Genomic DNA, 25,889 nt, shown 5'->3' with positions numbered 1-25,889 from the left:
GTCCCGGGCCGTCGCCGCGCACCGGTCCGCCCTGGCCGCGCTGGCCGAGGCCGGCGACCCGGCCGCGACCGGCTGGACCCGGCTCGCCGCGGGCCTCGTCCAGGTCGGCGAGCTCCCGGCCGCCTGCCCGGACCTGCTCGCCGCCCGGCTCGCCGACTCCGCCGCGGCCCGGTCCGTCCGGGAGCTGCGCGAGCTGGACCCGGCCGCCCCGGACTGGGCGCTCGTCGCCGCGCTGACCGGGGGCCACACCCGCGGCGAGTGATCCGCAGCACACCGGACCCGTCCGGGTCAAGGTGTCCCCGGAACGAAGCCGCGCCCCGACTGCGTCGCCGCGCACGTCGCGGACTTGTCAAACGCTCGGTTGACTGGGTGCACGTCACCCAACGTCTGCCGAGTCGCAGCCTGGAGGTAGCACGCGCATGACCAACGACAGGACGGTCGACGCCGTCATCGTCGGGGCCGGGTTCTCCGGCCTCTACCAGCTCCACCGCTTCCGCGAGCTGGGCCTGTCCACCCGGGTGTTCGAGGCCGCTTCCGGTGTCGGCGGCACCTGGTGGTGGAACCGGTACCCCGGCGCCCGGTGCGACGTCGAGAGCCTGGCCTACTCGTACTCCTTCAGCCCGGAGCTGGAGCAGGAGTGGACCTGGAGCGAGAAGTACGCCACCCAGCCCGAGATCCTCGGCTACGCCGAGCACGTCGCCGAGCGCTTCGACCTGACGCGCGACATCACCTTCGACACCCGGGTCGAGAGCGCCGTCTACGACGCCGACCGCAGGCGCTGGACCGTCACCACGGACACCGGTGAGGTCGTCGACTGCCGGTGGTTCGTCATGGCCACCGGCTGCCTCTCGGTGTCCAAGGCACCCGAGATCCCCGGTGCCGAGCGCTTCCAGGGTCCGACCTACCACACCGGGCACTGGCCGCACGAGGGCGTGGACTTCACGGGCAAGCGGATCGCGGTGATCGGCACCGGCTCGTCCGGCATCCAGTCGATCCCGATCATGGCCGGCCAGGCCGCGGACACCGTCGTGTTCCAGCGGACGCCGAACTTCTCGATGCCGGCGGGCAACCGGCCCCTCACCGAGGAGGAGGTCGCCGCCCGCAAGGCGACCTACCGCGAGTTCCGCAAGGAACAGCAGCTCTCCGCCTTCGGCGTCCCGGTCCCGCTGCCCACGCAGTCCGCGCTCGAGGTCGACGAGGCCGAGCGCACCGCCACCTACGAGTCGGCCTGGGAGCAGGGCAACCTCGTCGCCGTGCTCACCTCGTACACCGACACCCTGGTGGACAAGGACGCCAACGAGACGGCCGCCGAGTTCGTCCGGTCCAAGATCCGCGAGACCGTGCACGACCCGGAGCTGGCCGAGCTGCTCTCCCCGCGGAGCTTCCCGTACGGCACCAAGCGGCCGTGCCTGGACAGCGGCTACTACGAGACCTTCAACAAGGACAACGTCCACCTCGTCGACATCCGGAAGACCCCGCTGGTGGAGATCACCGAGAAGGGCGTCCGGACGTCGGAGAACGAGTACGAGGTCGACGCGATCGTCTTCGCCACCGGCTTCGACGCGATGACCGGCGCCATCACCCGGGTCGACATCCGGGGCAAGGGCGGGGTGTCGCTGAAGGAGAAGTGGGGCGAGGGCCCCCGCTCCTACCTCGGGCTGTCGGTCGCCGGCTTCCCCAACATGTTCACGATCACCGGCCCGTCGAGCCCGTCGGTGCTGTCGAACATGATGGTGTCGATCGAGCAGCACGTCGACTGGGTCACCGACTGCATCCGGTGGATGCGCGACAACGGTGTCGAGGAGCTCGACGCGACGCCCGAGGCCGAGGACGAGTGGGTCCGCCACGTCGAGGAGGTCGGCGACACGACCCTCTACCCGACCGCGGACTCCTGGTACATGGGCTCCAACGTCCCCGGCAAGCCGCGGGTCTTCATGGCCTACATCGGCGGGGTCGGCGTGTACCGCGAGCGGTGCGACGACGTCGCCGCCAAGGGCTACGAGGGCTACACCAAGTCCCCGGACGTCACGGTGGCGCCGGAGAAGCAGTCCGCCTGACCTGCCCACCTCAACGCACCAACGGCACCTTCGCGCAGACCTACCGCACGAAGGTGCCGTTGGTGCATTCCGGGGTCAGACGGTGAGGCCCGCGTCGGCGCCGGCGTTGACCGCGCGGACGAAGTCGGCCGGGGAGTCGGCGTCGCCGAGCACCCTGACCTCGATGCCCTCACCGAGCTCCAGCCCGGTGGTGACGTCGGAGCCGGTGGGGCGCCACCCGATCGCGAGTGCGACGAGGTCGGCCTCGATCGAGTGCGGCGTGCCGTCGGCCTCCTGCCAGTGCACGACCCCGGGCTCGATCCCGACGACAGTGGCCCTGGTGAGGACCTCGACCCCGTCCTTCTTGAGCTGCCGCACCAGCTGCCGGCGGGTGATCGCCTCGATCCCACGGCCGATGCTGCCGCGCATCTCGACGATCGTGACCTCGGCGCCTCGCGCCCGCATGAGCTCCGCGGTCTCGCAACCGGTGGCGCTGCCGCCGACCACGACCAGCCGCGTCCCGGGCCCGACCGCGATCTCGCCGCGCAGCAGCCGCTGCGCGTCGTGCACGATGGGCCCGTCGATGCCCGGGATGGGCGGCACCAGCGGGTCCGCGCCCGTCGCGACGATCACGACGTCCGGCCGCTCGGCCGCGACGGTCCCCGCCGACACCGGCGCGGAGGTGTGGATCTCCACCCCGAGTGCGGTGAGCCGCCGCGCCTGGTGCTCGCGGAACCGCAGCACCTCGCGCTTGCTCGGCGCCAGGCCGGCGACCTCCAGCTTCCCGCCCAGCTCCGCGTCCCGCTCCCAGATCGAGACCTCGTGCCCGCGCAGCCGGGCGAGCCGCGCCGCCTCCAGTCCCGACGGCCCGGACCCGACCACCATCACCCGCCGCGGCCGCGCCGCGGGTTCGACCTCCCAGGTCCGCTCGCGGCCGACCTCGGGGTTCACCGAGCACCGGGCCCGCTCGCCGCGGCCGACGAGGTCGACGCACGCGTTGCAGGCGATGCACGGGCGCAGCTCGTCCCGACGCCCGTCGCGCACCAGCAGCGGCCAGTCCGGCTCGGCGATCAGCCCGCGGCCGAGCAGCACCATGTCCGCCTCGCCCCACTCGACGATGTTCTCGGCGAGCTCCGGGTCGTCCAGCCGGCCGACGGCCATCACCGGCACCGACACGGCCTGCTTGACCGCCCGGACCAGCGGCCGCATGTGCCCGCGCGGCACGGACATCGGCGCGAGGGTCTGCTGCAGCGTCAGCCAGGTTCCCGACGACACGGAGATCGACGCGACCCCGGCCTCCTCGAGCATCCGGGCGACGGCCACCGCCGACTCCAGGTCGAAGCCGCCGGGCTCGGCGTCCGTGCCGTTGAGCCGCCACACGAGCGGCAGGTCGCACGCCGCGACGATCGCCCGGGCGACCTCCACGGAGAACCGCGCGCGGTTCTCCAGCGTGCCGCCGTAGGCGTCCGTGCGGTGGTTGTGCTGCGGGGACAGGAAGTTCGACGGCAGGTAGCCGTGCGCCCCGTGCACCTCCAGGTAGTCGTACCCGGCCTCCTCCGCGTACCGGGCCGCCCGCGCGTAGTCGGCGACGATCCGCTCGATCTCCGGCACCGTCAGCTCGTGCGGCACCGGCGAGGCCGAGTTCAGCGGCACCGGCGACGGCGCCACGGACGGCCCGTCGACGACCTGCCGGCCGGGGTGCATGAGCTGCACGCCGACCGTGACGTCGGCGCCTTCACCCACCCGCCCGTGCAGGGCCTCGACGACCCGGCGCAGCCCGGGCAGGTACTCCGGCCCGCAGATCCGCGGCTCGGGCCCGACGGTGTCCGCGGAGACCAGGCAGCCCTCCACCGTGATCGCCCCGACGCCGCCCTCGGCCCGCCGGCGGTAGTAGGCCACGGTGTCGTCCGTGATGTACCCGCCGTTGTCGAGACAGGTGCCCATCGGGGCCATGACCAGGCGGTTCTTCAGGGTGAGCGGGCCCAGCCGGACGGGCGTGAAGAGCACGCTCACGACAGCACCTTCAACGCGCGGACCGGGCAGGCATCGACACCCAGCTTCGCCGTGTCCTCCTCGCCCTCGGGGACCTCGCGGTCCGGCCCGACGGCCGAGTAGCCGTCGTCGTCGAGGGGGAAGAGGTCCATGTCGACGATCGAGCACTGGCCGTGCGCCTCGCAGACCTCGCTGTCGACGCCGATCCTCACGAGTGGGTCACCACCAGCTTCTCCATGGAGCGGGAGGCCAGCACGTCCTTCCACTCGGGCTCCTCCGCGAGCGCGAGCCCGGGCAGCCGCTCGACGATCCGCGCCACCGCGATCCGGGTCTCCATCCGCGCCAGCTGGGCCCCGATGCAGGCGTGGATGCCCTTGCCGAAGGCGACGTGCGGGTTCGGGCTGCGGCCGAGGTCGAGCGTGTCCGGGTCGGCAAACTTCTCCGGGTCCCGGTTGGCCGAGGCGAGCACGAGGTGCACCCGCTCCCCCGGCCGGATCGTCTTCCCGCGGACCTCGGTCTCGGCGACCACCCAGCGGTTGAGCACCTTGATCGGGCCGTCGAAGCGCAGCAGCTCCTCGACGGCCGGGCCGATCAGGGCCGGGTCGCGCCGCAGGCGGTCGAGCTGGTCGGGGTGCCGCAGCAGAGCCAGGACCGAGTTGGCGATCGAGTTCGTGGTGGTCTCGTGGCCGGCGAAGAGCAGCAGCGCGCACATGCCGACGAGCTCGTCGTCGGTCAGCCGGTCGTCGCCCTCTTTCGCCATGAGGGCGGACAGCATGTCCTCGCCCGGCTCGGCCCGGCGCTTCCCGATGAGCGTGTGGAAGTAGGATTCCATCTCCCGCAGCCCGCGCAGCGCCCGCTCGTGCCGGTCCGCCCGCGCGGCGCCGCCGGTGCCGAAGGCGACCAGTGCGAGCTCGTCCGACCACTCGCGGAACCGGTCCCGATCCTCGGGCGGGGCGCCGAGCATCGTCGCGATCACCGTGGCGGGCAGCGGGTAGGCGACCTCGGAGATCAGGTCCTGCGGCCCTGAGCCGCGGAGGAACGCGTCGAGGTGCTCGTCGACGATCCGGGTGATCATCTCGTCCATCGCGGCGATCCGCTGGCCCTTGAACGCGCCGGCCGCGAGCTTGCGCAGCCGAGTGTGCACCGGCGGGTCGTTGACGACCATCCACCCGGTCATCAGGCCGAGGACGCCGGTCGCGGCGGACTCGGCGCCGGCCTGCCGCTTGCGCTCCAGCACCGGGCGTACCCGGTCGTTGGAGAAGGCCTTGTTCTGGAAGGCCGCCGAGACGTCGTCGTAGCGGGTGATCAGCCAGGCCCGGTGGGCCTCGCTCCAGTGCACCGGGTCGCCTTCGCGCAGGGCACGGAAGACGGAGAACGGGTCCGCGCTCGCCGACGGGGTGGTGAGATCGACGGAGTCGATTCCGGGCACGGTCACGACGCGCTCCCCACGGTCGGCCGGGACAGGCTGCGGGCCAGGCCCAGCCGGTCCCGCACGATCCGGCCGCCGGTCACCCGGCCGTCGGCCACGGTGACCAGCCCGACGAGGTGCAGTGTGCCGGGCGCACCGGTGAGCGCGGCGTCGTCGATCCCGGCGTCGGCGCCGAGCCCGCCCATGTACGTGCCGGTGCGGGTGACCCGGAAGGCCACGTGCGGGCCGGCCGAGAACAGGTCGTCGACCTGCGACGACGCGTCGTCGAGCAGGATGTCCGGGGCCCCGTCGTCGAGGGTGACCGGACCCGGCGCGGACTCGTCGATCCAGGCCCGGACCACCGCCTCGGCCTCCGGATCCGGGGCGAGCGCCACGGTGTCCCACGGCGCCAGCGCCGGCGGCTCGACCGCGGCGGGCACGCCCGAGGCGAGCTGCCGCCGCCGGGCCAGGTAGTCCTGCTCCACGAAGTTCTCGACGAGCCTCGTGCCGTTCCAGCGGTACAGCCCGAGCCCGGTCCACGCGGCCCCGCGCCCGTCGTGCCTGACCGAGCGGCCGTGCTCGGAGAACCGCATGGCCAGCCGGTCGCCGTTGGTCACGATCTCGTGGACCGTGAGGCACAGGCCGGGGAACTGCGTGAACTGCTTCTGCGACGCCGGGATGTACAGCTCGTCGCGGCCCGCCACCTCGTGCGGGCCCATCCGCAGCGTGTAGCCCGGCTCCATGATCTCGGGGCAGACCGAGACGTCGTGCCGGTTGGTGTAGTCGTTGACGTAGCGCCGCATGAGCGCGACGAAAGGCTCCATTACCGCCCCTCGAACTTCGGCGCCCGCTTCCCGACGAACGCCGCGATCCCCTCGGCGGCGTCGGCGGTGGCGTGCAGGGTGGTCAGCGCGGCCGTGGAGTGGTCGAACTCCCCGCGGTCCACACCCCGGTTGACCAGGTTCTTCCCCGTGGCCAGCGCGAGCGGCGCCATGCCGGCGATCCGCACCGCGATCTCCCGCGCGGTGTCCATCAACTCGGCGGCGGGCACCACCTTCTGCGCCAGCCCGATCCGCTGCGCGGTCTCGGCGTCGACCCGCTCCCCGGAGAACATCATCAGCTTGGTCCAGTGCCGGCCGATCACCGACGGGGCCCGCAGCACCCCGAACCCGGGCACCAGCCCCACCGCGCTCTCCGGCATCCCGAACTTCGCGTTGTCCGCCGCCACCACGACGTCGCAGGCCAGGGCCAGCTCGCAGCCCCCGCCCATGGCGTAACCGTTCACGGCCGCGATCACCGGCAGCGGCGTCTCCTCGACCGCGGCGAACGTCCGCATGCAGTCCTGCTGGAACGCCCGCTTGGCCGTGACGTCGGTCAGCTCGGCGAAGCTCGCGATGTCCCCACCGGCGGAGAACGCCTTCTCCCCCGCCCCGGTGATGATCACCGCGCGGGTCCGGCCGTCGGCCTCGAGCGTGGCCAGCGCCTCGCGCATCTCCGCCCAGAAGGTGCGGCCCATCGCGTTCAGCTTCGCCGGGTCGTCGATCGTCAGCACGGCGATGGCCACGCGGCCGTCCCCGACCTCCTCGACCTCCACCCGGACGTTGCGGGTGGTGGTCCCGTTCCTACTGGTCACAGACGGCCTCCGAGCGCGATGTCGATGCTCGCCGCGACGACCTCCCGGGTCCGGCCCGGTTCGATGACGTCGTCGAGCGAGAGGTGCGCGGCGGCCTCCCAGGGCTCCGCCTCGCTGATCCATTCCGCCGTGAGCTCCGCGACCAGCGCCGCGTGCGCCTCCGGGCCCTGCTCGGCCAGCACCTTCTCCAACCGCCGGCGGTGGATGGTGCGGATCCCGGTCTCCGGGGCCATGAACCCCAGCTCGGCACTGGGCCAGGCGTAGAGGAAGTCCGGCTTCGTCGGCCGGCCGCCCATCGCGAAGTGCCCGCCGCCGTAGGCCTTGCGCAGCACCACCCCGACCTTGGGCACCGTGGCCTCGGCGATCGCCGAGACCAGCGCCTCGTAGCCGTGCAGGATCCCGCCGCGCTCGGCCTGGGTGCCGATCATCAGGCCCGGCACGTCGTGCAGGAACACCAGCGGCAGCCCGAAGGTGTCGCACAGCTGCACGAACACCTTCTCCTTCTCCAACGCCGCCGGGTCCAGCGCACCCGCCCGCACGATCGGCTGGTTCCCGACCAGCCCCACCGGGCGGCCCTCGATCCGGGCCAGCGCGCACAGCAGGCTCGAACCCCAGCCGTCCGCCCAGGGCAGGATGCTGGCCTCGTCGGCCAGGCAGGCGAACACGTCGCGCATGTCGTAGCCCGACCGCGCCCCGAGCGGGACGATCTCCTCGAGGTCCTTCGGGTCCCGCCCCGGGGGCAGCGGCGGCGCCACCGGCGGGCGCTGGGTGGAGTTCTGCGGCATGTAGGACAGGAACGCGGCGATGGCGTCCATCGCGTCGGCCTCGGTGTCCACGACGAGGTGCGCGTTGCCCGCCTCGGTCGCGGCCGCCGGGCCGCCGAGCTCCTCGTCGGTGACCTTCTCCCCGATCGCGGGCTCCACGACGCTCGGCCCGGACAGCGCGATCGACCCGGAGCGCACCATCACCACGTAGTGCGCGGTGGAGGCGTGCAACGCCGAGTCGCCGTAGCTCGGGCCCAGCACCGCGGCGGCGCGGGGCACCACCGGCCGACCCGGCGGGGGCTTGAGGAACGTGGTGAAGTCCAGCGGGAGGCCGGAGAACCGCCAGCCCGAGACGTCCGGCATCCGCCCGCCGTCGGCGTCGCAGAGCAGGACGAGGGGGAAGCCGTGCCGCTGCGCGTGCTCGATCAACCGCCCCTGCTTGCGCATGCTGATCGGGGCCGTGGTGCCCGCGACCACGCTGGAGTCGATGCCGATGACGCCGATGCGGCGGCCGTCGAGCAGGCCGAAGCCGGTCACCACCGCGTCCCCCGGGATGGGCTTCTCGCGCCGCAGCTCGGGCAGGGCGAGCGCGCCGATCTCGAACCACGTGTCCGGGTCGACGAGCATGTCGATCCGCTCGCGCACGGGCAGGCGGCCGGACTCCCGGTGCCGGCGCAGGCCCTCCGGGCCGCCGCTGGCGTGGGCGGCCTCCTGCTTCTCGCGCAGGAGCGCGATCCTGTCCGCCATGGTGTGCGCGCCGGTGCCTCCAGTGGGAGCACTGCCGGGGGTGCCTGCTGGCGCCGTGGGGCTGTCCGTTGCCGTCACGGGACCTCCGCTCGTACCGGTGTCCGTCGGGTCTCACCGACGGACGCTAGACTACCAGACGGTCGATTGGTAGACAGGCCTCGTCGACCCCCCGAGTAGAGCGGAGCGGCTCGTGTCGATCCAGACCGTCCTGGTGGCGAACCGTGGCGAGATCGCCGTGCGGATCATCCGGTCCTGCCGGGAGCTCGGCCTGCGGGCCGTCGCGGTGTACTCCGATGCCGACGCCGACGCGCTGCACGTCCGGCTGGCCGACGAGGCGCACCGGATCGGCCCGGCCCCGGCGCGGGCCTCGTACCTGGACGTCGACGCCCTGCTCGGCGCGGCCAAGGCCGCCGGCGCCGACGCGGTGCACCCCGGGTACGGCCTGCTCAGCGAGGACGCCGGGTTCGCCGAGGCCGTGACGGGCGCGGGGCTGACGTTCGTGGGGCCGTCGAGCGAGGTCATCGCCCGGATGGGCGACAAGGTCGCGGCCCGCGCGCTGGCCGAGGAGTGCGGGGTCCCGGTGCCGCCGGGAACCGGCGACCTCTCCGTGGAGGAGGCCACGCAGGCGGCGGCCGAGCTGGGGTTCCCGCTCGTGGTCAAGGCGTCCTTCGGGGGCGGCGGGCGCGGGATGCGGGTGGTGCACTCCGCCGAGGAGCTGGCCGACGCCATGGCCGCCGCCGGGCGCGAGGCCGGCGCCGCGTTCGGGCGGTCCGAGGTGCACCTCGAGCGGTACCTGGAGCGTCCGCGGCACGTCGAGGTGCAGGTGATCGGGGACGCGCACGGCACCGTCGTGCACCTCTTCGACCGGGACTGCTCGGTGCAGCGGCGGCACCAGAAGCTGATCGAGGAGGCGCCGGCCTTCGGGCTGTCGGACACACTGCGCGCGCGACTGCTCGACGCCGCCGTGACCCTCGCGCGGAAGGTCGGCTACGTCGGGGCGGGGACCGTCGAGTTCCTCGTGCTGCCGACGTCCGACGAGTTCTTCTTCCTCGAGATGAACACCCGGCTGCAGGTCGAGCACGGGGTGACGGAGCTGGTCACCGGGCTGGACATCGTCGCCACGCAGCTCGGGGTGGCCGACGGCGCGCCGCTGCCCTTCACCCAGGACGACGTCCGGGTCTCGGGTCACGCGATCCAGGCCCGTATCGCCGCCGAGGACCCGTGGGCGGACTTCCGGCCCGCGCCCGGCGCCGTCACCGGGCTGGCGCTCCCGCTCGGGCCGGGGGTGCGCAACGACTTCGGCGTCGAGGCGGGCGGAGCCGTCGCTCCCGAGTACGACTCGATGTTCGGCAAGGTGCTCGCCCACGGCGCCGACCGCGACGCCGCCCGCCGCCGGCTCGTCGCCGCGCTCGGCGAGCTGCGGGTCGAGGGGGTGCCGACCACCGCCCCGTACCTGCGCGAGGTGCTGGACTCGGGGTCCTTCGCCGCCGGCACCCACGACACCGGCTCGGTGCAGCGGGAGTGGGTGCCGGACCCGGCGACGAAGCCCGGCGCCGGGGTCGCCTCCGGAGCCGGCGGCGGTGCCGGGGCCGGCATGGTCGGATCGGGGTCCGGCACGGTCGGGTCCGGCGTGGTGCCGGGCGGCGCGACCGTGCCGACCCGCCGGGTCCGCATCGCGACCGACCGCGGCCCGGTGGAGGTGGCGGTCTACGGCCGCACCGTCCGCCCGGGCGCCGCGGCCACGGCGTCCACCCGCCCGACCCGCAAGTCCGCCGGCGCGGCCGCGGGAGCGTCCTCCGCGGTCGGCACGGTGCCCGTCGCGCCGATGGACGCGACCGTCGTCCAGGTTTGGGTGCAGCCCGGCCAGGAGCTGGCGCCCGGCGACGTCGTCGCGGTGCTCGAGGCCATGAAGATGGAGATGGAGATCCGCACGGAGGTCGGCGGCACGGTGGGTCAGGTCCTGGTCGGCGCCGGCAGCCCCGTCGCCGCAGGCTCCCCCCTGATCACCCTCACCTGAGCCACCTCCACTCAAGATCCACCCTGGGCAGCGGAACGCTCGGAGATCGAACGTCCCGCTGCCCCGACGTGGCTCGAGCCGCTCCCCCATGTCCGTGGCCACGAGCCCGGGCGCGACGACGTCGACCCGATTGAGGTGTCAGCGCGAGGCGCGGGCCTGCAACGCCTCCTCGGTTGCGATCCCGCGGATCGCCATCTCCGCCATCTCGGCCCCGATCTGCTCGGGGGTGAAGGTGCCGCCGGGACGGAACCAGCGGTACACCCAGTTCGTGGAGCCCAGGATCGACAGGGCCGCGAGCCGCGGGTCGAGGTCGGCCCGCACCAGCCCGCCGGCCTGCCCCTGCTCGACGAGGTCGCGGAACACGCCCTGGTAGGCGTGCTCGGACCCGAGGATCTCCTTGCGACGCCCGACGGGCAGCGCCGACAGCTCGTGCAGGAAGACCGCGGTCGGCACGAGATTGCGGCAGGTGTGCTCGACGTGCCCGCGGATGACGCTCTCCAGCCGCTCCAGCGGGCCGCCGGGCACCTCCGACCGGGACCGCACGACGGCCAGACCCTCTTTGTGGACGGCGCTGATCACGTCGAAGAGCAGGTCCTCCTTGGACTGGATGTAGTAGTAGAGGCTGCCCTTGAGCATCCCGAGCCGGTCGGCGATGTCCTGCAGGGACGCGCCGTCGTAGCCCTTCTCGTAGAAGACCTGCGTGGCGACCTCGATGAGCTCGGCCCAGCGCTCCTCGCGGGGTTTACGCTCTCCCCCGGAACGCCGTGCACTCCGCCCGGCCGGCTGCCGCATCCCCGCTCCCCTCGACGCGGTCGAATCGGAGGAGCCTACCAAACGGTCGACAGTCATAGGCGCGTCGCCGCGTCCAGCCGGACCACCTCGCCGAGGCCCCGCCGGTGACCAGCCCGACCGCGTCCATGATGCGCACCGCGCCTCCTACTTGACGTTCGCGCCGGCGTCGACGGGCAGCGTGACGCCCGTGATGTACCGGGCCTCGTCGCTGCCCAGGAAGAGCACGGCGTTGCTGATGTCGATCGGCTCGACCCACGGGACCTCCAGCGCGTTGAGCGACAGGAAGCCGGGGAGCGCCTTCTCCTGGGTGGGCTCGGGGTCGTCCGGCGCGAAGAGCTTCCAGGTGCCGGGGTTCTGGATCATGTCGGTGTCGACGTTGGTCGGGTGGATCGTGTTGACCCGGATGCGGTGCGGCGCGAGCTCGTTGGCCAGCGTGCGCATCAGCCCGACGATCCCGTGCTTGGTCGAGACGTAGTGCCCGACGTTCTGGATCCCCTTGAGCCCCCCGATGGAGCTGGTGAACATCAGCGACCCACCGCCGCGCTCGATCAGGTGCGGCACGGCCGCGCGAGCGGTGTTCCAGACGCCGGTGAGGTTGACGTCCAGCATCTCCTGCCACATCTCGTCGGTGATCTCGAACGCGGCGCCGAAGCTGGCGATCCCCGCGTTCGCCACCGCGATGTCGAGCCCGCCGAGCTCGGTGACGCCCTCGTCGACCGCCGCGGTGAGCGCGGCCCGGTCGCGGACGTCGGCGACCCGCGCGACGATCCGCCGGTCGAGCTTCTCCACCTCGGCGACCGTCTCGTCGAGATCGGCGCGGGTGGCCGGCGGGTACTTGTCCACGGTGGCCAGCGGCCCGCAGAGGTCGACGGCGATGATGTCGGCCCCCTCCTGCGCCAGCCGGACCGCGTGGCTGCGGCCCTGCCCGCGCGCGGCGCCGGTGATCAGCGCGACCTTGCCCTCGACCCGTCCCGCCATGGCACGCCTCCTCGCGTCGTCGACCGGTTAGTGTCTACCAAACGACTGTCAGATGGGGAAGCTCAGTAGCGCATGGTCCCGGCGAAGGCCTCGAGCCGGCGGCCCAGCACCGCCTCGGCGGTGGTGATGCCCGAACGCGCGGCCTTGTCGATGCCGATCCCACGGGCCCGGGTGGTGTCGCCGGTGAGCCAGAGCCCCTCGACGCCGCGGACCTCGGCGTCCGGCCGCACGGGTCCGACCAGCCCGGGCTTGGTGATCACGCCGTAGCTGGTGACGACGTGCGGTTTCGTCCACAGCGCCCCGCGCGCCGCCGGCATCATCTCCTCGATGTCCTCCCACAGCTCGGCGAACTTCCGGTCGAGCCAGGCGCGGTCGCCGTAGTGCTCCGTGGCGTCGAACGAGGCGCCGACGCAGGTCAGGTACTCGCCGTCGGGCGAGACGCCGGGGTCGTAGCCGGTGAAGTTGAGCGTGAAGCCGGGCAGCCCGCACCGAGGCGTCGACAGGAACGACGCCATCTCGCGCTCGCTCATCGCGATCACCGGCTCCTTCGCGGCGATCCAGTAGCCGATCCAGCAGGCGCGGTTGCGGTTCGCGGCCAGCATCCCGATCCGGGAGCGGAGCTCCCAGGGGAGGGCGCCGTCGTCGAACAGCCGCAACAGGTCCCACACCGGTGCGGACACCACGACCTGCGGCGCCGGGACCTCCTCCCCGTCGCGCAGGGTCACGCCCTGCACTGCGCCGTCCCGGACGTCGACCCGCCGCACCGGCGCCGACAGCCGGATCTCCCCGCCCTTCGCCTCGAACGCGGCGACCATGCTGTGCCACAGCGCGTCCCACCCGCCCATCGGCCAGAACGAGTAGCCCGCGGTGCGTTGCGTCGAGTAGTGCAGCTTGCGGGTGTAGAGGTTCTCCGAGGCCGAGTGCTCCCACGGCCGCAGCGTGGTCTGCTCGAGGACCGAGATGGCCTCCCACACCGTGTAGACGCCCTCGTCCGCGGTGTACTGCGCCATCCACTCGCGCAACGACGCGTGGTTCCAGGTCTCGAGCTCGCCGTACGAGACGTCGTTGAGCGCCTGGATGCAGCGCTTGAGCCCCTGCTTCGCCGCGCCGGAGTACTGCTCCTGGATCGGCGCCCAGCCCTTCCCGTTCGTCCAGAACGGCATCGCATCGCTGCGCTCGGAGTGCACCAGGTCGAGCCCCATCACCGAGCAGACCCGGGTGAAGGAGTCGCCGGGATCCTCGACGAGGTGGCTGCCGAGACCCAGCTGGTGCCCCTTGTACCGGTACTCCCGCGCCCGCCCGCCGAGGTACGCGTGCTTCTCCAGCAGCAGTACCCGCTTGCCCCGCTCCGCCAGCAGCGAGGCGGTGACCAGGCCGGACGTGCCCGCCCCGACCACGATGACGTCGTACGACACGGGCGCCTCCCAGCGTCTACCGTTCGTTTGGTAGTGAAGCTAGCCGCGTGACCCCCGGCGGGCAACCGCCGCCGGAGAACCCGTTCACCCGCGGCGGATGACGACCCGGCCGGGAGTGCCGGGCCAGCCTGCCCGGACACGGCGTCGTGGACGGAGGAGGAACCGACGTGACCGGAGACCTCACCGCCGGGGAGCCGCGAGCACCCCGGCGGACCCGATGGGTCGTGGTGGTGCGACTGGCCGCGGTGCTGCTGTTCCTGCTCGGGTGCTGGAACGTGTGGGACGGGATCAGCGCGCTCGCCCGAGGTGGGTTCGTGGTCGCCGACGCCGACCGGGTCCTGCTGCTGGAGGTCACCAAGTGGGGCTGGGTCCTGCTGGCCCTCGGTGTGGTGGAGCTCGCGGCCGCGGCCGCCCTGCTCCGCGGAGCCGGATGGGCACGGGTGGTGGCGGTCCTCGTGGCCGGCTTCAACGGGATCGTCCAGCTCGCGTTCCTCGTCGCCTACCCGGTGGGAGCGGTCCTCATCCTGGTCCTGTCCGCCCTCATCGTGTGGGCGGTCGTGCGCCACGGTCACGAGGTGGGCGGCTGAGCGGACGCGGCCGGTGCGGGTCCACGGCGCGGGACGATCACCTTGGCGACCTCGACGAGAGGCCCGTCCAGCAGCTCCAGCACCGTGCCGTCGGGGTCGGCCAGATAGATCACGCGGAGCGGGCCCCAGTGGGAGGGCTCGGGCCACAGCCGTCGCCCGCCCGCGGCCTCGGCGGCGGCGAGGGCGGCGTCGACGTCGTCGACCCGGATGCCGAGATGCGGCAGGCGGGCAGCGGGGTCGGGCGGGCCGCACCACTGCGGCAACGGGTCGAACTCGAACAGCTCGACGCCGCTCCCGTCCGGGAAGCCGAGCAGGGCGATGCGCACCGAGGTGCCGGGCGGGGCGTTCATGGCGAGCCCCGCCGCCCGCCCGCCGAGGGTCAGTGGCTCGGCGAGCGGCGTGGCGCCCAGGGCGCGGTAGAAGGCGGTCGCGCGGTCCAGGTCGGCGACCCGGACGCCGAGGTGGTGCAGGCCCACGTCACCCCCTGGCGGACTCGGGCGCGACCGGGCGCGTCGCAGGGTCCCGCTCGTCCGGGTGCCTTCCCAGCGCCAGCACCAGCAGCATCGCGAGCAGCGCGAACGCGACGAAGAACCAGAAGTTCCACTGGAACGCGACGCCCGCCCCGATCAGCAGCCCCACCGCGTACGGGCCGAGGATCCCGCCGTCGAGGATGACGACCGCGAAGCAGATCGCGACGACGGCGGCCCCGGGCGCGCGCATCGGTCCTCCGGGTCGGGTCGCACGAACGGCACTCTCGCTCACTGGCTCTGAGCGAGAGCGCCGTTCGCTCATCGGGCGGGAGGGGTCAGGCCGGGAGCGCGACGGTGGCGCCCTGGGCCTGCAGGAACACCAGCGGGTCGAAGAACTCCGCGAAGGCGGCGAGCTTGCCGTCCCGCACCGTGAAGGTGCTGATGTAGGCGTTCCGGTAGGGCTCGCCGGTGGAGAGCATCGTGGTGTCGCTGCGGTACTCCGCGACGAACTCGCCCTCCGTCGCCAGCGGCGAGATCACCAGGTCGTGGAGCCCAGCGGCCCGACCAGGTGCGGGAAGCCGGCGTAGAGCGCGAGCACGGCCGCCTTGCCCTCGGTCACCTTCGGCACGGGGTCGGGCGCGAACGGCAGCCGGACCACGACGTCGTCGGCGAAGATCCCGCCGAGCGCGTCGATGTCGAGCTCGTTCATGATCTCGATGTACCGCTCGACGACCTCGGCGCCGGTGCTCATGCGTCGAACCCCTCCATCTGCGGGGCCGTGAGCGGCGAGATCGCCCGGCCCGAGATCTTCCAGGTGTCGCCGACCCGGCGGTACTCGTCCCGGTTGAGCGCGATCGCCTTGATCGTGGCGCCGGACTTCGTCTTCCCCTCCGCGTACACGTAGTTGGTGCCGTGCGCGCTGTCCGGGCCGTCGAACTCGACGATGTGGTTGGTCATGATGTGGCACTGCTCGGCCATCGACTCGGCGTCGGCCTTGAAGAACCCGTGGATCTCGTCCCGGCCCTCGAACCGCTTGAGACCCACCGCCGTGGCGTCCCAGTAGGCGTCGTCGGTGTAGGCCGAGAGGGCCTCGTCCGGGTCGAACAGGTCGAGCCCGCGGGCGTAGAGCAGCGTGGCGGTGATGATCTGCTGGACGTCGTCGGCGCGGCTCATCGTCAGCCCTCCTGGTCGTACATGATCACGCCGCGGAGGTTGAGGCCCTTCTGCATGTCCGCGAACGCCTGGTTGATGTCCTCGAGCGCGTAGGTGCGCGTGATCAGCTCGTCGAGCTTGAGCTGCCCGGTCCGGTAGAGGTCCGTGAGCAGCGGGATGTCGTTGCGGGACTGCGTGGTCCCGTACAGCGAGCCCTGCAGCCGCTTGCCGGACATCGCGAAGGTGAACAGGTCGAACTCGACGTCCCGCTGCAGGATCGGCGCGGCCGAGGTCAGCACGATGACGCCGCCGCGGCGGGTCATCTCCTGCGCCGGGTTCAGCAGGTTCCCGTAGGCGATGCCGACGGTGATGATGACCCGGTCGGCGCCCTGGCCGTTGGTCAGCTGCTCGACGAGCTCGGCGGCCTCCTCGTAGTTCGACACCGCGTGCGTGGCGCCGAACTCCTGGGCCTGCTCCTGCTTGAAGGGCACCGGGTCGATCGCGATGATGTTCTTGGCGCCCTTGTGCTTCGCGCCCTGCACCGCGTTGATCCCGACGCCGCCGATCCCCACGATCACGACCGTGTCGCCGAGCTGCATGTCCGCGGCGTAGACCGAGGAACCCCAGCCCGTCGGCACGCCGCAGCCGATCAGCGCGGCCTTGTCCAGCGGGATGTCCTTGTCGATCTTGACGACGGCGTCGACCGGCGCGCAGACGTACGGCGCGAAGGTGCCGAGGAAGGACATGCAGCCCACGCCCTTGTCCCGGGCGTGCACGCGGTGCGTGCCGTCGGGCGCGTAGCCGGCGAGCACGCCCGCGCCCAGCTCGCACATGTTGGAGCGGCCGGAGACGCACATCTTGCACCGCCCGCACGAGGGCAGGAAGGAGAGGACGACGTGGTCGCCGACCTCCAGGTCGTGCACCTCCGGGCCGACCTCGGTGACCACGCCGGCGCCCTCGTGGCCGCCGAGCACGGGCGCCCAGGGCAGCGGGATCACGCCGTCGTCGAGGTGGTGGTCGGAGTGGCAGATGCCGGACGCGGCCAGCTTCACCATCACCTCGCGGCGCTTCGGGGGATCGATCTCGATCTCCTCGACGCTCCAGCCGGAGTTGGTGCCGGGCTCCCAGAGCAGGGCTCCCTTGGTCTTCATGAATGCTCCCCTTCGAGCACGGGCACGGACATCAGCGGGGGACGAGCAGGGGTCAGACGGACCGGTCGCGGTCCGCCCAGTACGGGGCGCGGAGATCGCGTTTGAGGATCTTCCCGGTGGGGGCCTTGGGCAGGGCGTCGACGAACTCGACGGACCGGGGCTTCTGGTAGGAGGCCAGGTGCTGCCGCGCGGTGTCGATGATCTCCGCCTCGGTCGCGGTGGTCTCCGGCTTGAGCACGACGAACGCCTTGACGGCCTCGCCCCACTCGTCGTCGGGCACGCCGATCACGGCGCACTCGAGGACCGACGGGTGCTGGTTGACGGCCTCCTCGACCTGGATCGAGTAGATGTTCTCGCCGCCCGAGATGATCATGTCCTTGGCGCGGTCGACGATGAAGACGTACGAGTCCGCGTCCCAGGTGGCGACGTCGCCGGTCCACATCCAGCCGTCCCGCAGCGTGGCCGCGGTGAGGTCCGGCCGGCCCCAGTAGCCGAGCATGTTCGCCTCGGACCGGACCACGATCTGCCCGGCGGTCCGCCCGTCCTTGGGCACCTCGTTGCCGTCCGGGTCGACCACGCGCACGGTCGTCACGAACCCCTCGCGGCCGCACGACATGAGGCGTTCGGGATGGACCCCGCGCACCGCGTCGAGGTGGTCCTCCTGGGAGAGGAAGCACATCGTGGTGCCCTCGGTCTGCCCGTAGCCCTGGATCAGGGTGCACGGGAAGTGGTCGAGGGCCGCCTTGACCACGCTCGACGGCATCGGGCCGCCGCCGTACTGGATGTTGCGCAACGACGAGATGTCGTAGCCGGAGAAGCCGGGCACGGCCATCATCCAGTTGAGCATCGTGGTGATGCCGAGGAAGGCCGAGACCTTCTCCTCCTGGATGAGCTCCAGCGCGGTGCGGGCCTCGAAGTTCATCAGCACCAGCGGGCAGCCGTGGCGCATGTAGTTCATCGAGAGCACCACCGGGATGTGGTACATCTGCCCGGTCAGCATGTAGACGTCCGTCGCGACGATCCGCTCCGCCACGGTCTGGTTGAGCATCCCGAACGACGTGCTGGTGTGGCTGTGCAGCGCGCCCTTCGACTCCCCGGTGGTGCCGCCGGTGTAGAGGATGAAGAACGGGTCGGCGTCGCCGGTCGTGGCGGAGCGCTCCGGCTCGTCCGTGCTGCTGCGCGCCAGCAGGTCCTCGTAGCTGCCGTCGCCACCGCGGCCGTACTGCAGCCAGTGCGGCACGTCGACCGCGGCCTGCAGCTGCTTGGCGGTGTCGAGCCACTCGTCGGAGGCGATCAGCGCCTTCGGCGCGCCGTCGGTGACGATCTTGGTGAGCTCGGGGACGCCGAGCCGCCAGTTCAGCGGCTGCGCGACGAGCCCGGCGCGGCCCGCCGCGTAGTACAGCTCCTGGTACTCGATCGAGTTCTTGGCGAGGATCGCGACCCGGTCGCCCTTCGCGAGCCCGAGCCCGCCGTCGCCGGTGCCGGCGAGGCCGTTGGCCAGCCGCCGCACCCGCTCGTCGAGCGTGCGCCAGTCCATCCGACGCCCGTTCGGGGCGTCGACGATCGCGTCCCGGGTGGGGGTCAGCGCCGCCCACTTCTCCGGGATCCGTCCGACGTTGACCATCAGTAGGGCAGGTCGAGGTAGATGTGCCGGGAGGCGATCAGCCAGGTGTCGCCCTGCTTCACCAGCTCGTCCCGGTACCAGCCGCTGGAGAGCACCCGGATCGCGCCGCCCTCGACGGACAGCAGGGTGAGGTTCGACGTCGTCGAGGCGCTGTCGGCCGTCTCCTTGACGATCACCAGGTTGGAGATGTTGTGCCGGCGCTGGTCGGTCTGCGCCGCGAGCGAGTCGGCGTGCAGCTTGTGGATGGCCTCGCGGCCGTCGAAGGGGCCGATCGTGTCCCCGTCGCGGCCGATCTGCATGGTCATGGTCGCGGTCTCGGTGAACTGGGCCGCGATGAGGTCGACGTCGTTCTCGTCGTAGCCCCAGGCCGCACGGCCCAGGGTGTTCTCGATCTCCGCACGAGCGGTCATGGGGGCCTCCGGCAACGCTGGTCATCATCGTCTAACGGCCGTTTGGTAGCGGTGAGGCTAGCACCACGCGCGAGTGGCCCACAACACTCCCGTCCGCGGGGACGGAACGGAGATCAGCGCACCCAGTCGTAGCTGCGGGCCACGGCGCGGGCCCAGTTCTCGCGCTCGCGCTCGCGCACCCCGTCGGCCATCTCCGGCTCCCACATCGCGGCCCGGTGCCAGTTGGCGCGCAACACCTCGAGGTCCGGCCAGTGGCCCACCGCGAGCCCGGCGACGTAGGCCGCGCCGAGCGAGACCGCCTCGGACCCGAGCGGGCGCTCCACCGGCACGTCGAGCACGTCGGCGACGTACTGCATGAGCAGGTGGTCGGCCGTCATGCCGCCGTCGGCCTTGAGCCGGGTGACCGGGATGCCGGACTCGGCGTTCATCGCGTCGACGACCTCGCGGGTCTGCCAGGCGGTGGCCTCCAGCACCGCCCTGGCCAGGTGGCCGCGGGTGATGTAGCTGGTCAGGCCGACGATGACGCCACGGGCGTTCGCCTGCCAGTGCGGCGCGTAGAGCCCGGAGAAGGCGGGCACGACGTAGCAGCCGCCGTTGTCCGGCACCGTCATCGCGAGGGTCTCGATCTGCGCGGCGGTGCCGATCATCCCCAGCGAGTCCCGGAACCACTGGACCAGCGAGCCGGTGACGGCGATCGAGCCCTCCAGCGCGTAGACCGGCCGCTCCCCCACCAGGTAGCCGACGGTCGGGATCAGACCCTGCGCCGAGCCGCCGATCCGCGCGCCGGTGTTCTTGAGCAGGAAGGCGCCGGTGCCGTACGTGCACTTGACCTCGCCGGGCGCGAAGCAGGTCTGCCCGACGAGCGCGGCCTGCTGGTCGCCCAGCGCCCCGGCCACCGGCACCCCGGGCAGCACTTCCGTGCACACGCCGTAGATCTCGGCGTTGGACCGGATCTCCGGCAGCATCCGCTCGGGGACGCGCAGCGCCGCGAGCAGCTTCGGCGACCACTCCAGCGTGCGGAGGTCCATGAGCATGGTCCGGCTCGCGTTGGTCACGTCCGTGACGTGGACGCCGCGCCCCGGGCCGCCGGTGAGCCGCCAGATCAGCCAGCTCTCCATGGTGCCGAACAGGACGTCGCCCGCCTCGGCCCCCGCGCGGGCGCCCGGCACGTGGTCGAGCAGCCAGCGCAGCCGCGGGCCGGCGAAGTAGGTCGCGGGGCCGAACCCGCTGGTGGAGGCGTAGAGCGGGCCGAGGCCCTCCTCGACGAGGCGGGCGACGATCGGGCCGGTCCGGGTGTCCTGCCAGGTGATCGCGCGGGCCAGCGGCGCCCCGGTGTGGCGGTTCCAGATCACCGTGGTCTCGCGCTGGTTGGCGATGCCGAGCGCCACGATGTTCTCCGGCTCCAGCCCGGCCCGCCGCAGTGCCTCGGGGACCACCCGGGCGACGTTGCGCCAGATCTCCTCGGCGTCGTGCTCCACCCGCCCGGGCTCGGGGTAGTGCTGGCGGTGCTCGCGCTGGGCCACGGCGAGCATCCGGCCGGAGCGGGAGAAGAGCAGGCAGCGCGTCGACGTCGTGCCCTGGTCGATGGCCGCGACCACGCGCTCGCGCGGCGCCGAGGTCCGCGGCTCGCTCATCGGGACGTCACCAGGGACGCGGAGATCTCCCGGCCGGCGTGCTGCAGCTGCTCGGCGAGGTGCCGGCGGGGCTCCCCGCCCCCGCCGAACAGCTCCTCCACCGGAGCGGCGATGCCGAGGGCGGCCACCGTGAGCCCGCCCCCCGAGCGCAGCGGGACCGCGGCGCCGCCGACGCCCGTCTCGAACTCCCCGACGTCCGTAGCCATGCCTCGGGCGCGTGCGGCGGCAAGGTGCGCCTCGAGCATCGCGACCGTGCTGGCCGTGCGGCCGGTGTAGCGGCGCAGCTCCAGCTCGCGGGCAGGCGGTGTCGCGACCGGGGCGAACGCCAGCAGGCACTTCCCCCACGCCGTGGCGTGCAACGGCTGCTCGGTGTTGGTGCGGAGAGTCTGCGGCGAGCCGTCCGGCCGGAAGACGTGGTGCACCAGGCTCGCCACCGTGCCGACCGGCGCCGCGAGGTAGACCGCGCAGCCCGTGCCCCCGGCCAGCGCGTCGGCCCAGTTCATCGCGCGCGACCGCAGGTCGTGGCGGTCCCAGCCGCCGCCGAGCCGGCGCAGCCCGGCACCCGGGCGGTAGAGGGCGGTGGTGCGGTCCTGGTCGACGAGCCCCTCGTCGCGCAGGGTCCGGACGAGCCCGTGCACGGTCGGGCGCGGCAGGTCCAGCGCGGCGGCCAGCTCGGCGAGGGCCAGCGGCCGGCCCGCGCCCCCCAGCAGCCGCAGGATCGCGGCCGCGCGCTCGACGGACTGGATCGCTCCGGGCACGGGTGGGAGCCTACGGGGTGGTGTGATCCGGTCGACAGGATCAGTTCGACATTGTCGAACGTCGGGCGTTGTCGCACCCCGCACGCGTTCCTAGCGTCTGTCCCGTTCGGCCCCCGTCCGGCGCGTACGCCCGGGCGGGGGCCGTCACGACCGGAAGGAGAGTTCGATGCGGAACTCCTACTTCGGCGCGCTGAGCGCCGAGTTCGCCGGAACCATGATCCTGATCCTGTTCGGCAACGGCGTCGTGGCGCAGGTCCTCACGGCACCGCCGAACAGTCCCCTGGGTGACCACGACTCGATCACGTGGGCCTGGGGCATCGGCGTCACGCTCGGCGTGTACGTCGCCGCGCGGATCTCCGGCGCCCACCTCAATCCCGCGGTCACCATCGCACTGGCCTCGTACCAGGGCTTCCCGTGGAAACGGGTGGTGCCCTACATCATCGCCCAGACCCTCGGCGCCTTCGTGGCGGCGTTGATCGTCCGGGTCGTGTACGCGGACCTGATCAACCGGGCCGACCCCGGGCACACGTCGGCCACCCAGATCATCTTCGCGACGTTGCCGGGCAACGGCGGCGGCGGGGTCTCGATCCCCACCGCCTTCCTCGACCAGGTCGTCGGCACCGCGATCCTGGTGTTCGTGATCTTCGCCCTGGTCAACGCCCTGAACAACCCGCCGCTGGCGAACCTGGGCCCCGTGGTCATCGGCCTGCTCGTCGTGGCGATCGGCATGGCGTTCGGCGCCAACGCGGGCTACGCCATCAACCCGGCCCGTGACTTCGGGCCGCGCCTCGCGTCGTACATCACGGGGTACTCGACGGCCTGGGTCGATCCGAACGGGACACCGTACTGGTGGTTGCCGATCGTCGCGCCGATCGTCGGCGGCCTCGTCGGCGGGGCCTTCTTCAAGATCCTCGTCGGCCGCTACCTGCTCCCGGAGGACACCGAGGAGCAGCCGGTCGGGCGTGAGACCGTCGTCGAGCACGGAGGAGAGAAGTAATGCCCGAGTACGTCGGCGCCGTCGACCAGGGGACGACGAGCACGCGGTTCATGATCTTCGACCACAGCGGCAACGAGGTGGGTCGCCACCAGCTGGAACACGAGCAGATCCTGCCCGAGGCGGGCTGGGTCGAGCACAACCCCGTGGAGATCTGGGAGCGCACCTCCTCGGTCATCCAGACCGGCCTGAACAAGACGGGGCTGGCGGCCAAGGACCTCGCGGCGCTCGGCATCACCAACCAGCGCGAGACGACCGTCGTCTGGGACAAGAACACCGGGCGGCCGCTGTACAACGCGATCGTCTGGCAGGACACCCGCACCGACCGGATCGCCTCCAGGCTGGAGCGGGAGGGCCACGGCGACACGATCCGGCGCAAGGCCGGGCTGCCGCCCGCGACCTACTTCTCCGGCGGCAAGATCCAGTGGATCCTGGAGAACGTCGACGGGGCCCGCGAGGCCGCCGAGCGCGGCGACGCGATCTTCGGCAACACCGACAGCTGGGTGGTCTGGAACCTCACCGGCGGGCCGAACGGCGGCGTGCACGTCACGGACGTCACCAACGCCAGCCGGACCATGCTCATGGACCTCGAGACCCTCGACTGGGACGACGAGCTGCTCGCCCTGTTCGGGATCCCGCGGTCGATGCTGCCGAGGATCTGCTCGTCGAGCTCGCCCGAGCCGTACGGCAGGTCCCTGGCGAACGGGCCGCTCGGCGGCGAGGTGCCGATCACCGGCATCCTCGGCGACCAGCAGGCGGCCATGGTCGGACAGGTCTGCCTGTCGCCCGGCGAGGCCAAGAACACCTACGGCACGGGCAACTTCATGCTGCTCAACACCGGGACCGAGCTCGTCCGGTCGGACTCCGGCCTGCTGACCACGGTCTGCTACCGGTTCGGCGACGAGCCGGCGGTCTACGCCCTGGAGGGCTCGATCGCCGTCACCGGCTCGGCCGTGCAGTGGCTGCGCGACCAGCTGGGGATCATCTCCGGCGCCGCGCAGTCCGAGTCCCTCGCCCGCCAGGTCGAGGACAACGGCGGGGTGTACTTCGTGCCCGCGTTCTCCGGCCTGTTCGCCCCGTACTGGCGTTCCGACGCCCGCGGCGCGATCGTCGGACTCTCCCGCTACAACACCAACGCCCACCTCGCCCGGGCCACGCTGGAGGCGATCTGCTTCCAGAGCAAGGACGTGGCCGACGCCATGGCCAAGGACTCCGGGGTGAACCTGGACATCCTCAAGGTCGACGGCGGCGTCACCGCCAACGAGCTGTGCATGCAGATCCAGGCGGACGTGCTGGGCATCCCGGTGTCGCGGCCGGTCGTGGCCGAGACCACCGCGCTCGGCGCCGCGTACGCCGCGGGCCTGGCGGTCGGGTTCTGGAAGGACACCGACGAGATGCGCCAGAACTGGAACGAGTCGAAGCGCTGGGAGCCGCAGTGGTCCGCGGAACAGCGTGAGACCGCCTACGCCCGGTGGCAGAAGGCGGTGCAGCGGACGTTGGACTGGGTAGAGGTCGACTAGGAACACGGCATCGACCTCCCGCTGGGAAAGGAAGACCTGTCATGAGATCCGTCGCGCTCTCCCCCGCCGCCCGGACGCGGGCGCTGGAGGACATGGGCCGGGAGGAGCTCGACGTTCTCGTCGTCGGCGGCGGCGTCGTGGGCAGCGGTGCTGCCCTCGACGCCGCCACCCGCGGCCTGCGCGTCGGTCTGGTCGAGGCACGTGACTTCGCCTCCGGGACGTCGAGCCGCAGCTCGAAGCTCATCCACGGCGGCCTGCGCTACCTGGAGATGCTGGACTTCCGGCTCGTCGCGGAGGCGCTCCAGGAGCGGGGGCTGCTGATCCAGAAGCTCGCCCCGCACCTCATCCACCCCGTCCCGTTCATCTACCCGCTCCAGCACCACGTGTGGGAGCGGCTGTACGCCGGCTCCGGTGTGGCGCTCTACGACACCCTCGGGCTGCTCTCCGGGCAGTCCCGCGGCGTGCCGCACCACCGGCACCTCACCCGCCGCGGCGCGCGCAAGATCGTGCCGTCGCTGCGCAAGGACGCCCTCGTCGGCGCCCTGCAGTACTACGACGCCCAGGTCGACGACGCCCGCCACACCATGTTCGTCGCCCGCACGGCGGCGGCCTACGGGGCGCACGTGGCCACCCGCGCCCGGGTGGTCGGGCTGCTCAAGGAGTCCGGCCGCGTCATCGGCGCCGAGGTCCACGACCTCGAGACCGGCGACGTGATCAAGGTGCGCGCCAAGCAGGTCATCAACGCCACCGGTGTCTGGACGGACGAGACCCAGGGCCTGGCCGGCGAGCGCGGCCGGTTCCACGTCCGCGCGTCCAAGGGCATCCACCTGGTGGTGCCGCGGGACCGGATCCGCTCGGACTCCGGGCTGATCCTGCGCACCGAGAAGTCGGTGCTGTTCGTGATCCCGTGGGGCCGGCACTGGATCATCGGCACCACCGACACCGACTGGGACCTCGACAAGGCCCACCCGGCCGCGTCGAAGGCGGACATCGACTACCTGCTCGAGCACGTCAACTCCGTGCTGGAGCAGCCGCTGACGCACGAGGACGTCGAGGGCGTCTACGCGGGGCTGCGGCCGCTGCTGGCGGGCGAGTCGGACACGACGTCGAAGCTCTCCCGCGAGCACGCCGTCGCCACGCCGGTGCCGGGGCTGGTCGTCGTGGCCGGCGGGAAGTACACGACCTACCGGGTGATGGCCAAGGACGCCGTCGACGCCGCCGTGCACGGCCTCGACGCCAAGGTGCCCGAGTCCGTCACCAAGGACGTGCCGCTGCTCGGTGCCGAGGGCTGGGAGGCGCTGCAGAACTCGGTGCACGTCATCGCCGAGCGCTCGGGCCTGCACCCGGCCCGGATCCAGGACCTGCTCTGCCGGTACGGCTCGCTGATCGACGAGGTGCTCGACCTGGTCGCCGAGGACAAGACCCTCGGCGAGCCGCTGGGCGGGGCGCCGGACCACATCCGCGCCGAGATCGTCTACGCGGCCACGCACGAGGGCGCCCGGCACCTCGACGACGTCCTCACCCGCCGCACCCGCACCAGCATCGAGACCTTCGACCGCGGCCTCGGCGCCGCGCAGGAGGCCGCGGACCTGATGGCCCCGGTGCTGGGCTGGACCGAGGAGCAGAAGGCCAAGGAGGTCGAGCACTACCGCGGGCGCGTCGCCGCCGAGCGGGAGAGCCAGACCATGCCCGACGACGCCACCGCCGACTCCGCCCGCATGGGCGCGCCGGACGTGGTGCCGGTCAGCTGATCGCGCACGACCGTCGCATTATGGTTCCATAACGCGAGTTCCGATCCAAGATTTTC

At 72.3% G+C, this 25,889-nt stretch carries 26 protein-coding genes; 7 read left to right on the top strand and 19 right to left on the bottom strand.

Going from position 1 to position 25,889, the window contains the following annotated elements; genetic code table 11:
• Both PKE99_RS22860 and PKE99_RS22855 read left to right on the top strand, forming a co-directional pair.
• Positions 1-262, top strand: a 262-nt coding sequence (locus tag PKE99_RS22860) for a hypothetical protein (RefSeq protein WP_271214910.1), incomplete at its 5' end; no start/stop codon positions are given.
• A gap of 157 nt (positions 263-419) precedes the next feature.
• The gene (locus PKE99_RS22855; protein ID WP_037048977.1) at positions 420-2,057 is read left to right on the top strand and encodes a flavin-containing monooxygenase; all 1,638 of its coding nucleotides are present in this window, start codon (positions 420-422) and stop codon (positions 2,055-2,057) included.
• Positions 2,058-2,132: 75 nt separating this feature from the next.
• Here the strand turns inward: PKE99_RS22855 and PKE99_RS22850 are convergent, their stop codons facing one another.
• Genes PKE99_RS22850 through PKE99_RS22825 form a run of 6 tightly spaced genes read right to left on the bottom strand, consistent with a single transcriptional unit; the run spans position 2,133 to position 8,580 of the window.
• Positions 2,133-4,049, bottom strand: coding sequence for an oxidoreductase (locus PKE99_RS22850; protein WP_037048980.1), 1,917 nt, complete (start codon positions 4,047-4,049; stop codon positions 2,133-2,135).
• Positions 4,046-4,240: a ferredoxin gene (locus PKE99_RS22845; RefSeq protein ID WP_037048983.1), complete on the bottom strand. Its 195-nt coding sequence runs from the start codon at positions 4,238-4,240 to the stop codon at positions 4,046-4,048. The genes PKE99_RS22850 and PKE99_RS22845 overlap by 4 nt, the downstream gene beginning before the upstream one ends.
• On the bottom strand, positions 4,237-5,463 hold the full coding sequence (locus PKE99_RS22840; protein ID WP_051737802.1) for a cytochrome P450: 1,227 nt from the start codon (positions 5,461-5,463) through the stop codon (positions 4,237-4,239). Before PKE99_RS22840 ends, PKE99_RS22845 begins: the two co-directional genes overlap by 4 nt.
• Positions 5,460-6,260: an ester cyclase gene (locus PKE99_RS22835; RefSeq protein ID WP_037048986.1), complete on the bottom strand. Its 801-nt coding sequence runs from the start codon at positions 6,258-6,260 to the stop codon at positions 5,460-5,462. The genes PKE99_RS22840 and PKE99_RS22835 overlap by 4 nt, the downstream gene beginning before the upstream one ends.
• Positions 6,260-7,069: an enoyl-CoA hydratase/isomerase family protein gene (locus PKE99_RS22830; protein ID WP_051737803.1), complete on the bottom strand. Its 810-nt coding sequence runs from the start codon at positions 7,067-7,069 to the stop codon at positions 6,260-6,262. The genes PKE99_RS22835 and PKE99_RS22830 overlap by 1 nt, the downstream gene beginning before the upstream one ends.
• Complete coding sequence (locus tag PKE99_RS22825; RefSeq protein ID WP_037048988.1) at positions 7,066-8,580, bottom strand: acyl-CoA carboxylase subunit beta; 1,515 nt, start codon at positions 8,578-8,580, stop codon at positions 7,066-7,068. The genes PKE99_RS22830 and PKE99_RS22825 overlap by 4 nt, the downstream gene beginning before the upstream one ends.
• 190 nt (positions 8,581-8,770) lie before the next feature.
• On the opposite strand from PKE99_RS22825, the gene PKE99_RS22820 reads away from it, so the two are divergent.
• Positions 8,771-10,597, top strand: coding sequence for an acetyl/propionyl/methylcrotonyl-CoA carboxylase subunit alpha (locus PKE99_RS22820; RefSeq protein ID WP_197040740.1), 1,827 nt, complete (start codon positions 8,771-8,773; stop codon positions 10,595-10,597).
• Between the two features lie 138 nt (positions 10,598-10,735).
• On the opposite strand, the gene PKE99_RS22815 is transcribed toward PKE99_RS22820, so the two are convergent.
• From PKE99_RS22815 to PKE99_RS22805, 3 genes are all read right to left on the bottom strand, one after another.
• Positions 10,736-11,389 carry a TetR/AcrR family transcriptional regulator gene (locus PKE99_RS22815; protein ID WP_037048991.1) on the bottom strand — a complete coding sequence of 218 codons (654 nt, stop codon included), beginning with the start codon at positions 11,387-11,389 and terminating at the stop codon, positions 10,736-10,738.
• Between the two features lie 144 nt (positions 11,390-11,533).
• Positions 11,534-12,367 (bottom strand): mycofactocin-coupled SDR family oxidoreductase, encoded by an 834-nt coding sequence (locus tag PKE99_RS22810; protein WP_037048993.1) that lies wholly within the window; start codon positions 12,365-12,367, stop codon positions 11,534-11,536.
• Positions 12,368-12,429: 62 nt separating this feature from the next.
• Positions 12,430-13,782, bottom strand: coding sequence for a phytoene desaturase family protein (locus PKE99_RS22805; protein WP_037048996.1), 1,353 nt, complete (start codon positions 13,780-13,782; stop codon positions 12,430-12,432).
• A gap of 167 nt (positions 13,783-13,949) precedes the next feature.
• On the opposite strand from PKE99_RS22805, the gene PKE99_RS22800 reads away from it, so the two are divergent.
• Positions 13,950-14,369, top strand: a complete 420-nt coding sequence (locus PKE99_RS22800) for a DUF7144 family membrane protein (protein ID WP_037048999.1) — start codon at positions 13,950-13,952, stop codon at positions 14,367-14,369.
• Here PKE99_RS22800 and PKE99_RS22795 read toward each other — a convergent pair.
• The 10 genes from PKE99_RS22795 to PKE99_RS22750 all read right to left on the bottom strand — a co-directional run bounded on the left by PKE99_RS22795 (position 14,351) and on the right by PKE99_RS22750 (position 21,568).
• A complete protein-coding gene (locus PKE99_RS22795) occupies positions 14,351-14,845 on the bottom strand; it encodes a VOC family protein (RefSeq protein WP_037049001.1) in 495 nt (164 codons plus the stop codon). The genes PKE99_RS22800 and PKE99_RS22795 overlap by 19 nt on opposite strands.
• Before the next feature lies 1 nt (position 14,846).
• Positions 14,847-15,089, bottom strand: a complete 243-nt coding sequence (locus tag PKE99_RS22790) for a hypothetical protein (protein WP_037049003.1) — start codon at positions 15,087-15,089, stop codon at positions 14,847-14,849.
• 85 nt (positions 15,090-15,174) lie between these two features.
• Positions 15,175-15,378 (bottom strand): nuclear transport factor 2 family protein, encoded by a 204-nt coding sequence (locus PKE99_RS22785; RefSeq protein WP_037049005.1) that lies wholly within the window; start codon positions 15,376-15,378, stop codon positions 15,175-15,177.
• Positions 15,375-15,590: a nuclear transport factor 2 family protein gene (locus PKE99_RS22780; RefSeq protein ID WP_037049007.1), complete on the bottom strand. Its 216-nt coding sequence runs from the start codon at positions 15,588-15,590 to the stop codon at positions 15,375-15,377. Before PKE99_RS22780 ends, PKE99_RS22785 begins: the two co-directional genes overlap by 4 nt.
• On the bottom strand, positions 15,587-16,012 hold the full coding sequence (locus PKE99_RS22775; protein WP_037049009.1) for a nuclear transport factor 2 family protein: 426 nt from the start codon (positions 16,010-16,012) through the stop codon (positions 15,587-15,589). The genes PKE99_RS22780 and PKE99_RS22775 overlap by 4 nt, the downstream gene beginning before the upstream one ends.
• 2 nt (positions 16,013-16,014) lie before the next feature.
• Positions 16,015-17,142 (bottom strand): NDMA-dependent alcohol dehydrogenase, encoded by a 1,128-nt coding sequence (locus PKE99_RS22770; RefSeq protein WP_037049011.1) that lies wholly within the window; start codon positions 17,140-17,142, stop codon positions 16,015-16,017.
• Positions 17,143-17,194: 52 nt separating this feature from the next.
• Positions 17,195-18,766: an AMP-binding protein gene (locus PKE99_RS22765; protein ID WP_037049013.1), complete on the bottom strand. Its 1,572-nt coding sequence runs from the start codon at positions 18,764-18,766 to the stop codon at positions 17,195-17,197.
• The gene (locus PKE99_RS22760; protein ID WP_037049015.1) at positions 18,766-19,176 is read right to left on the bottom strand and encodes a nuclear transport factor 2 family protein; all 411 of its coding nucleotides are present in this window, start codon (positions 19,174-19,176) and stop codon (positions 18,766-18,768) included. The genes PKE99_RS22765 and PKE99_RS22760 overlap by 1 nt, the downstream gene beginning before the upstream one ends.
• 113 nt (positions 19,177-19,289) lie before the next feature.
• On the bottom strand, positions 19,290-20,810 hold the full coding sequence (gene glpK, locus PKE99_RS22755) for a glycerol kinase GlpK (RefSeq protein ID WP_037049017.1): 1,521 nt from the start codon (positions 20,808-20,810) through the stop codon (positions 19,290-19,292).
• Positions 20,807-21,568: an IclR family transcriptional regulator gene (locus PKE99_RS22750; RefSeq protein ID WP_037049019.1), complete on the bottom strand. Its 762-nt coding sequence runs from the start codon at positions 21,566-21,568 to the stop codon at positions 20,807-20,809. The genes glpK (PKE99_RS22755) and PKE99_RS22750 overlap by 4 nt, the downstream gene beginning before the upstream one ends.
• Positions 21,569-21,734: 166 nt before the next feature.
• Between PKE99_RS22750 and PKE99_RS22745 the strand changes: the two genes are divergently transcribed.
• Genes PKE99_RS22745 through PKE99_RS22735 form a run of 3 tightly spaced genes read left to right on the top strand, consistent with a single transcriptional unit; the run spans position 21,735 to position 25,833 of the window.
• On the top strand, positions 21,735-22,565 hold the full coding sequence (locus tag PKE99_RS22745) for an MIP/aquaporin family protein (protein ID WP_037049022.1): 831 nt from the start codon (positions 21,735-21,737) through the stop codon (positions 22,563-22,565).
• Positions 22,565-24,082, top strand: coding sequence for a glycerol kinase GlpK (glpK, locus tag PKE99_RS22740; RefSeq protein ID WP_037049024.1), 1,518 nt, complete (start codon positions 22,565-22,567; stop codon positions 24,080-24,082). The genes PKE99_RS22745 and glpK (PKE99_RS22740) overlap by 1 nt, the downstream gene beginning before the upstream one ends.
• Before the next feature lie 41 nt (positions 24,083-24,123).
• A complete protein-coding gene (locus tag PKE99_RS22735; RefSeq protein ID WP_037049025.1) occupies positions 24,124-25,833 on the top strand; it encodes a glycerol-3-phosphate dehydrogenase/oxidase in 1,710 nt (569 codons plus the stop codon).
• Positions 25,834-25,889 lie beyond the last annotated feature (56 nt).

It is taken from the genome of Pseudonocardia halophobica, from assembly GCF_027922425.1.
Lineage (GTDB): Bacteria > Actinomycetota > Actinomycetes > Mycobacteriales > Pseudonocardiaceae > Pseudonocardia > Pseudonocardia halophobica.
This window is presented reverse-complemented; position numbering and strand designations above follow the sequence as displayed.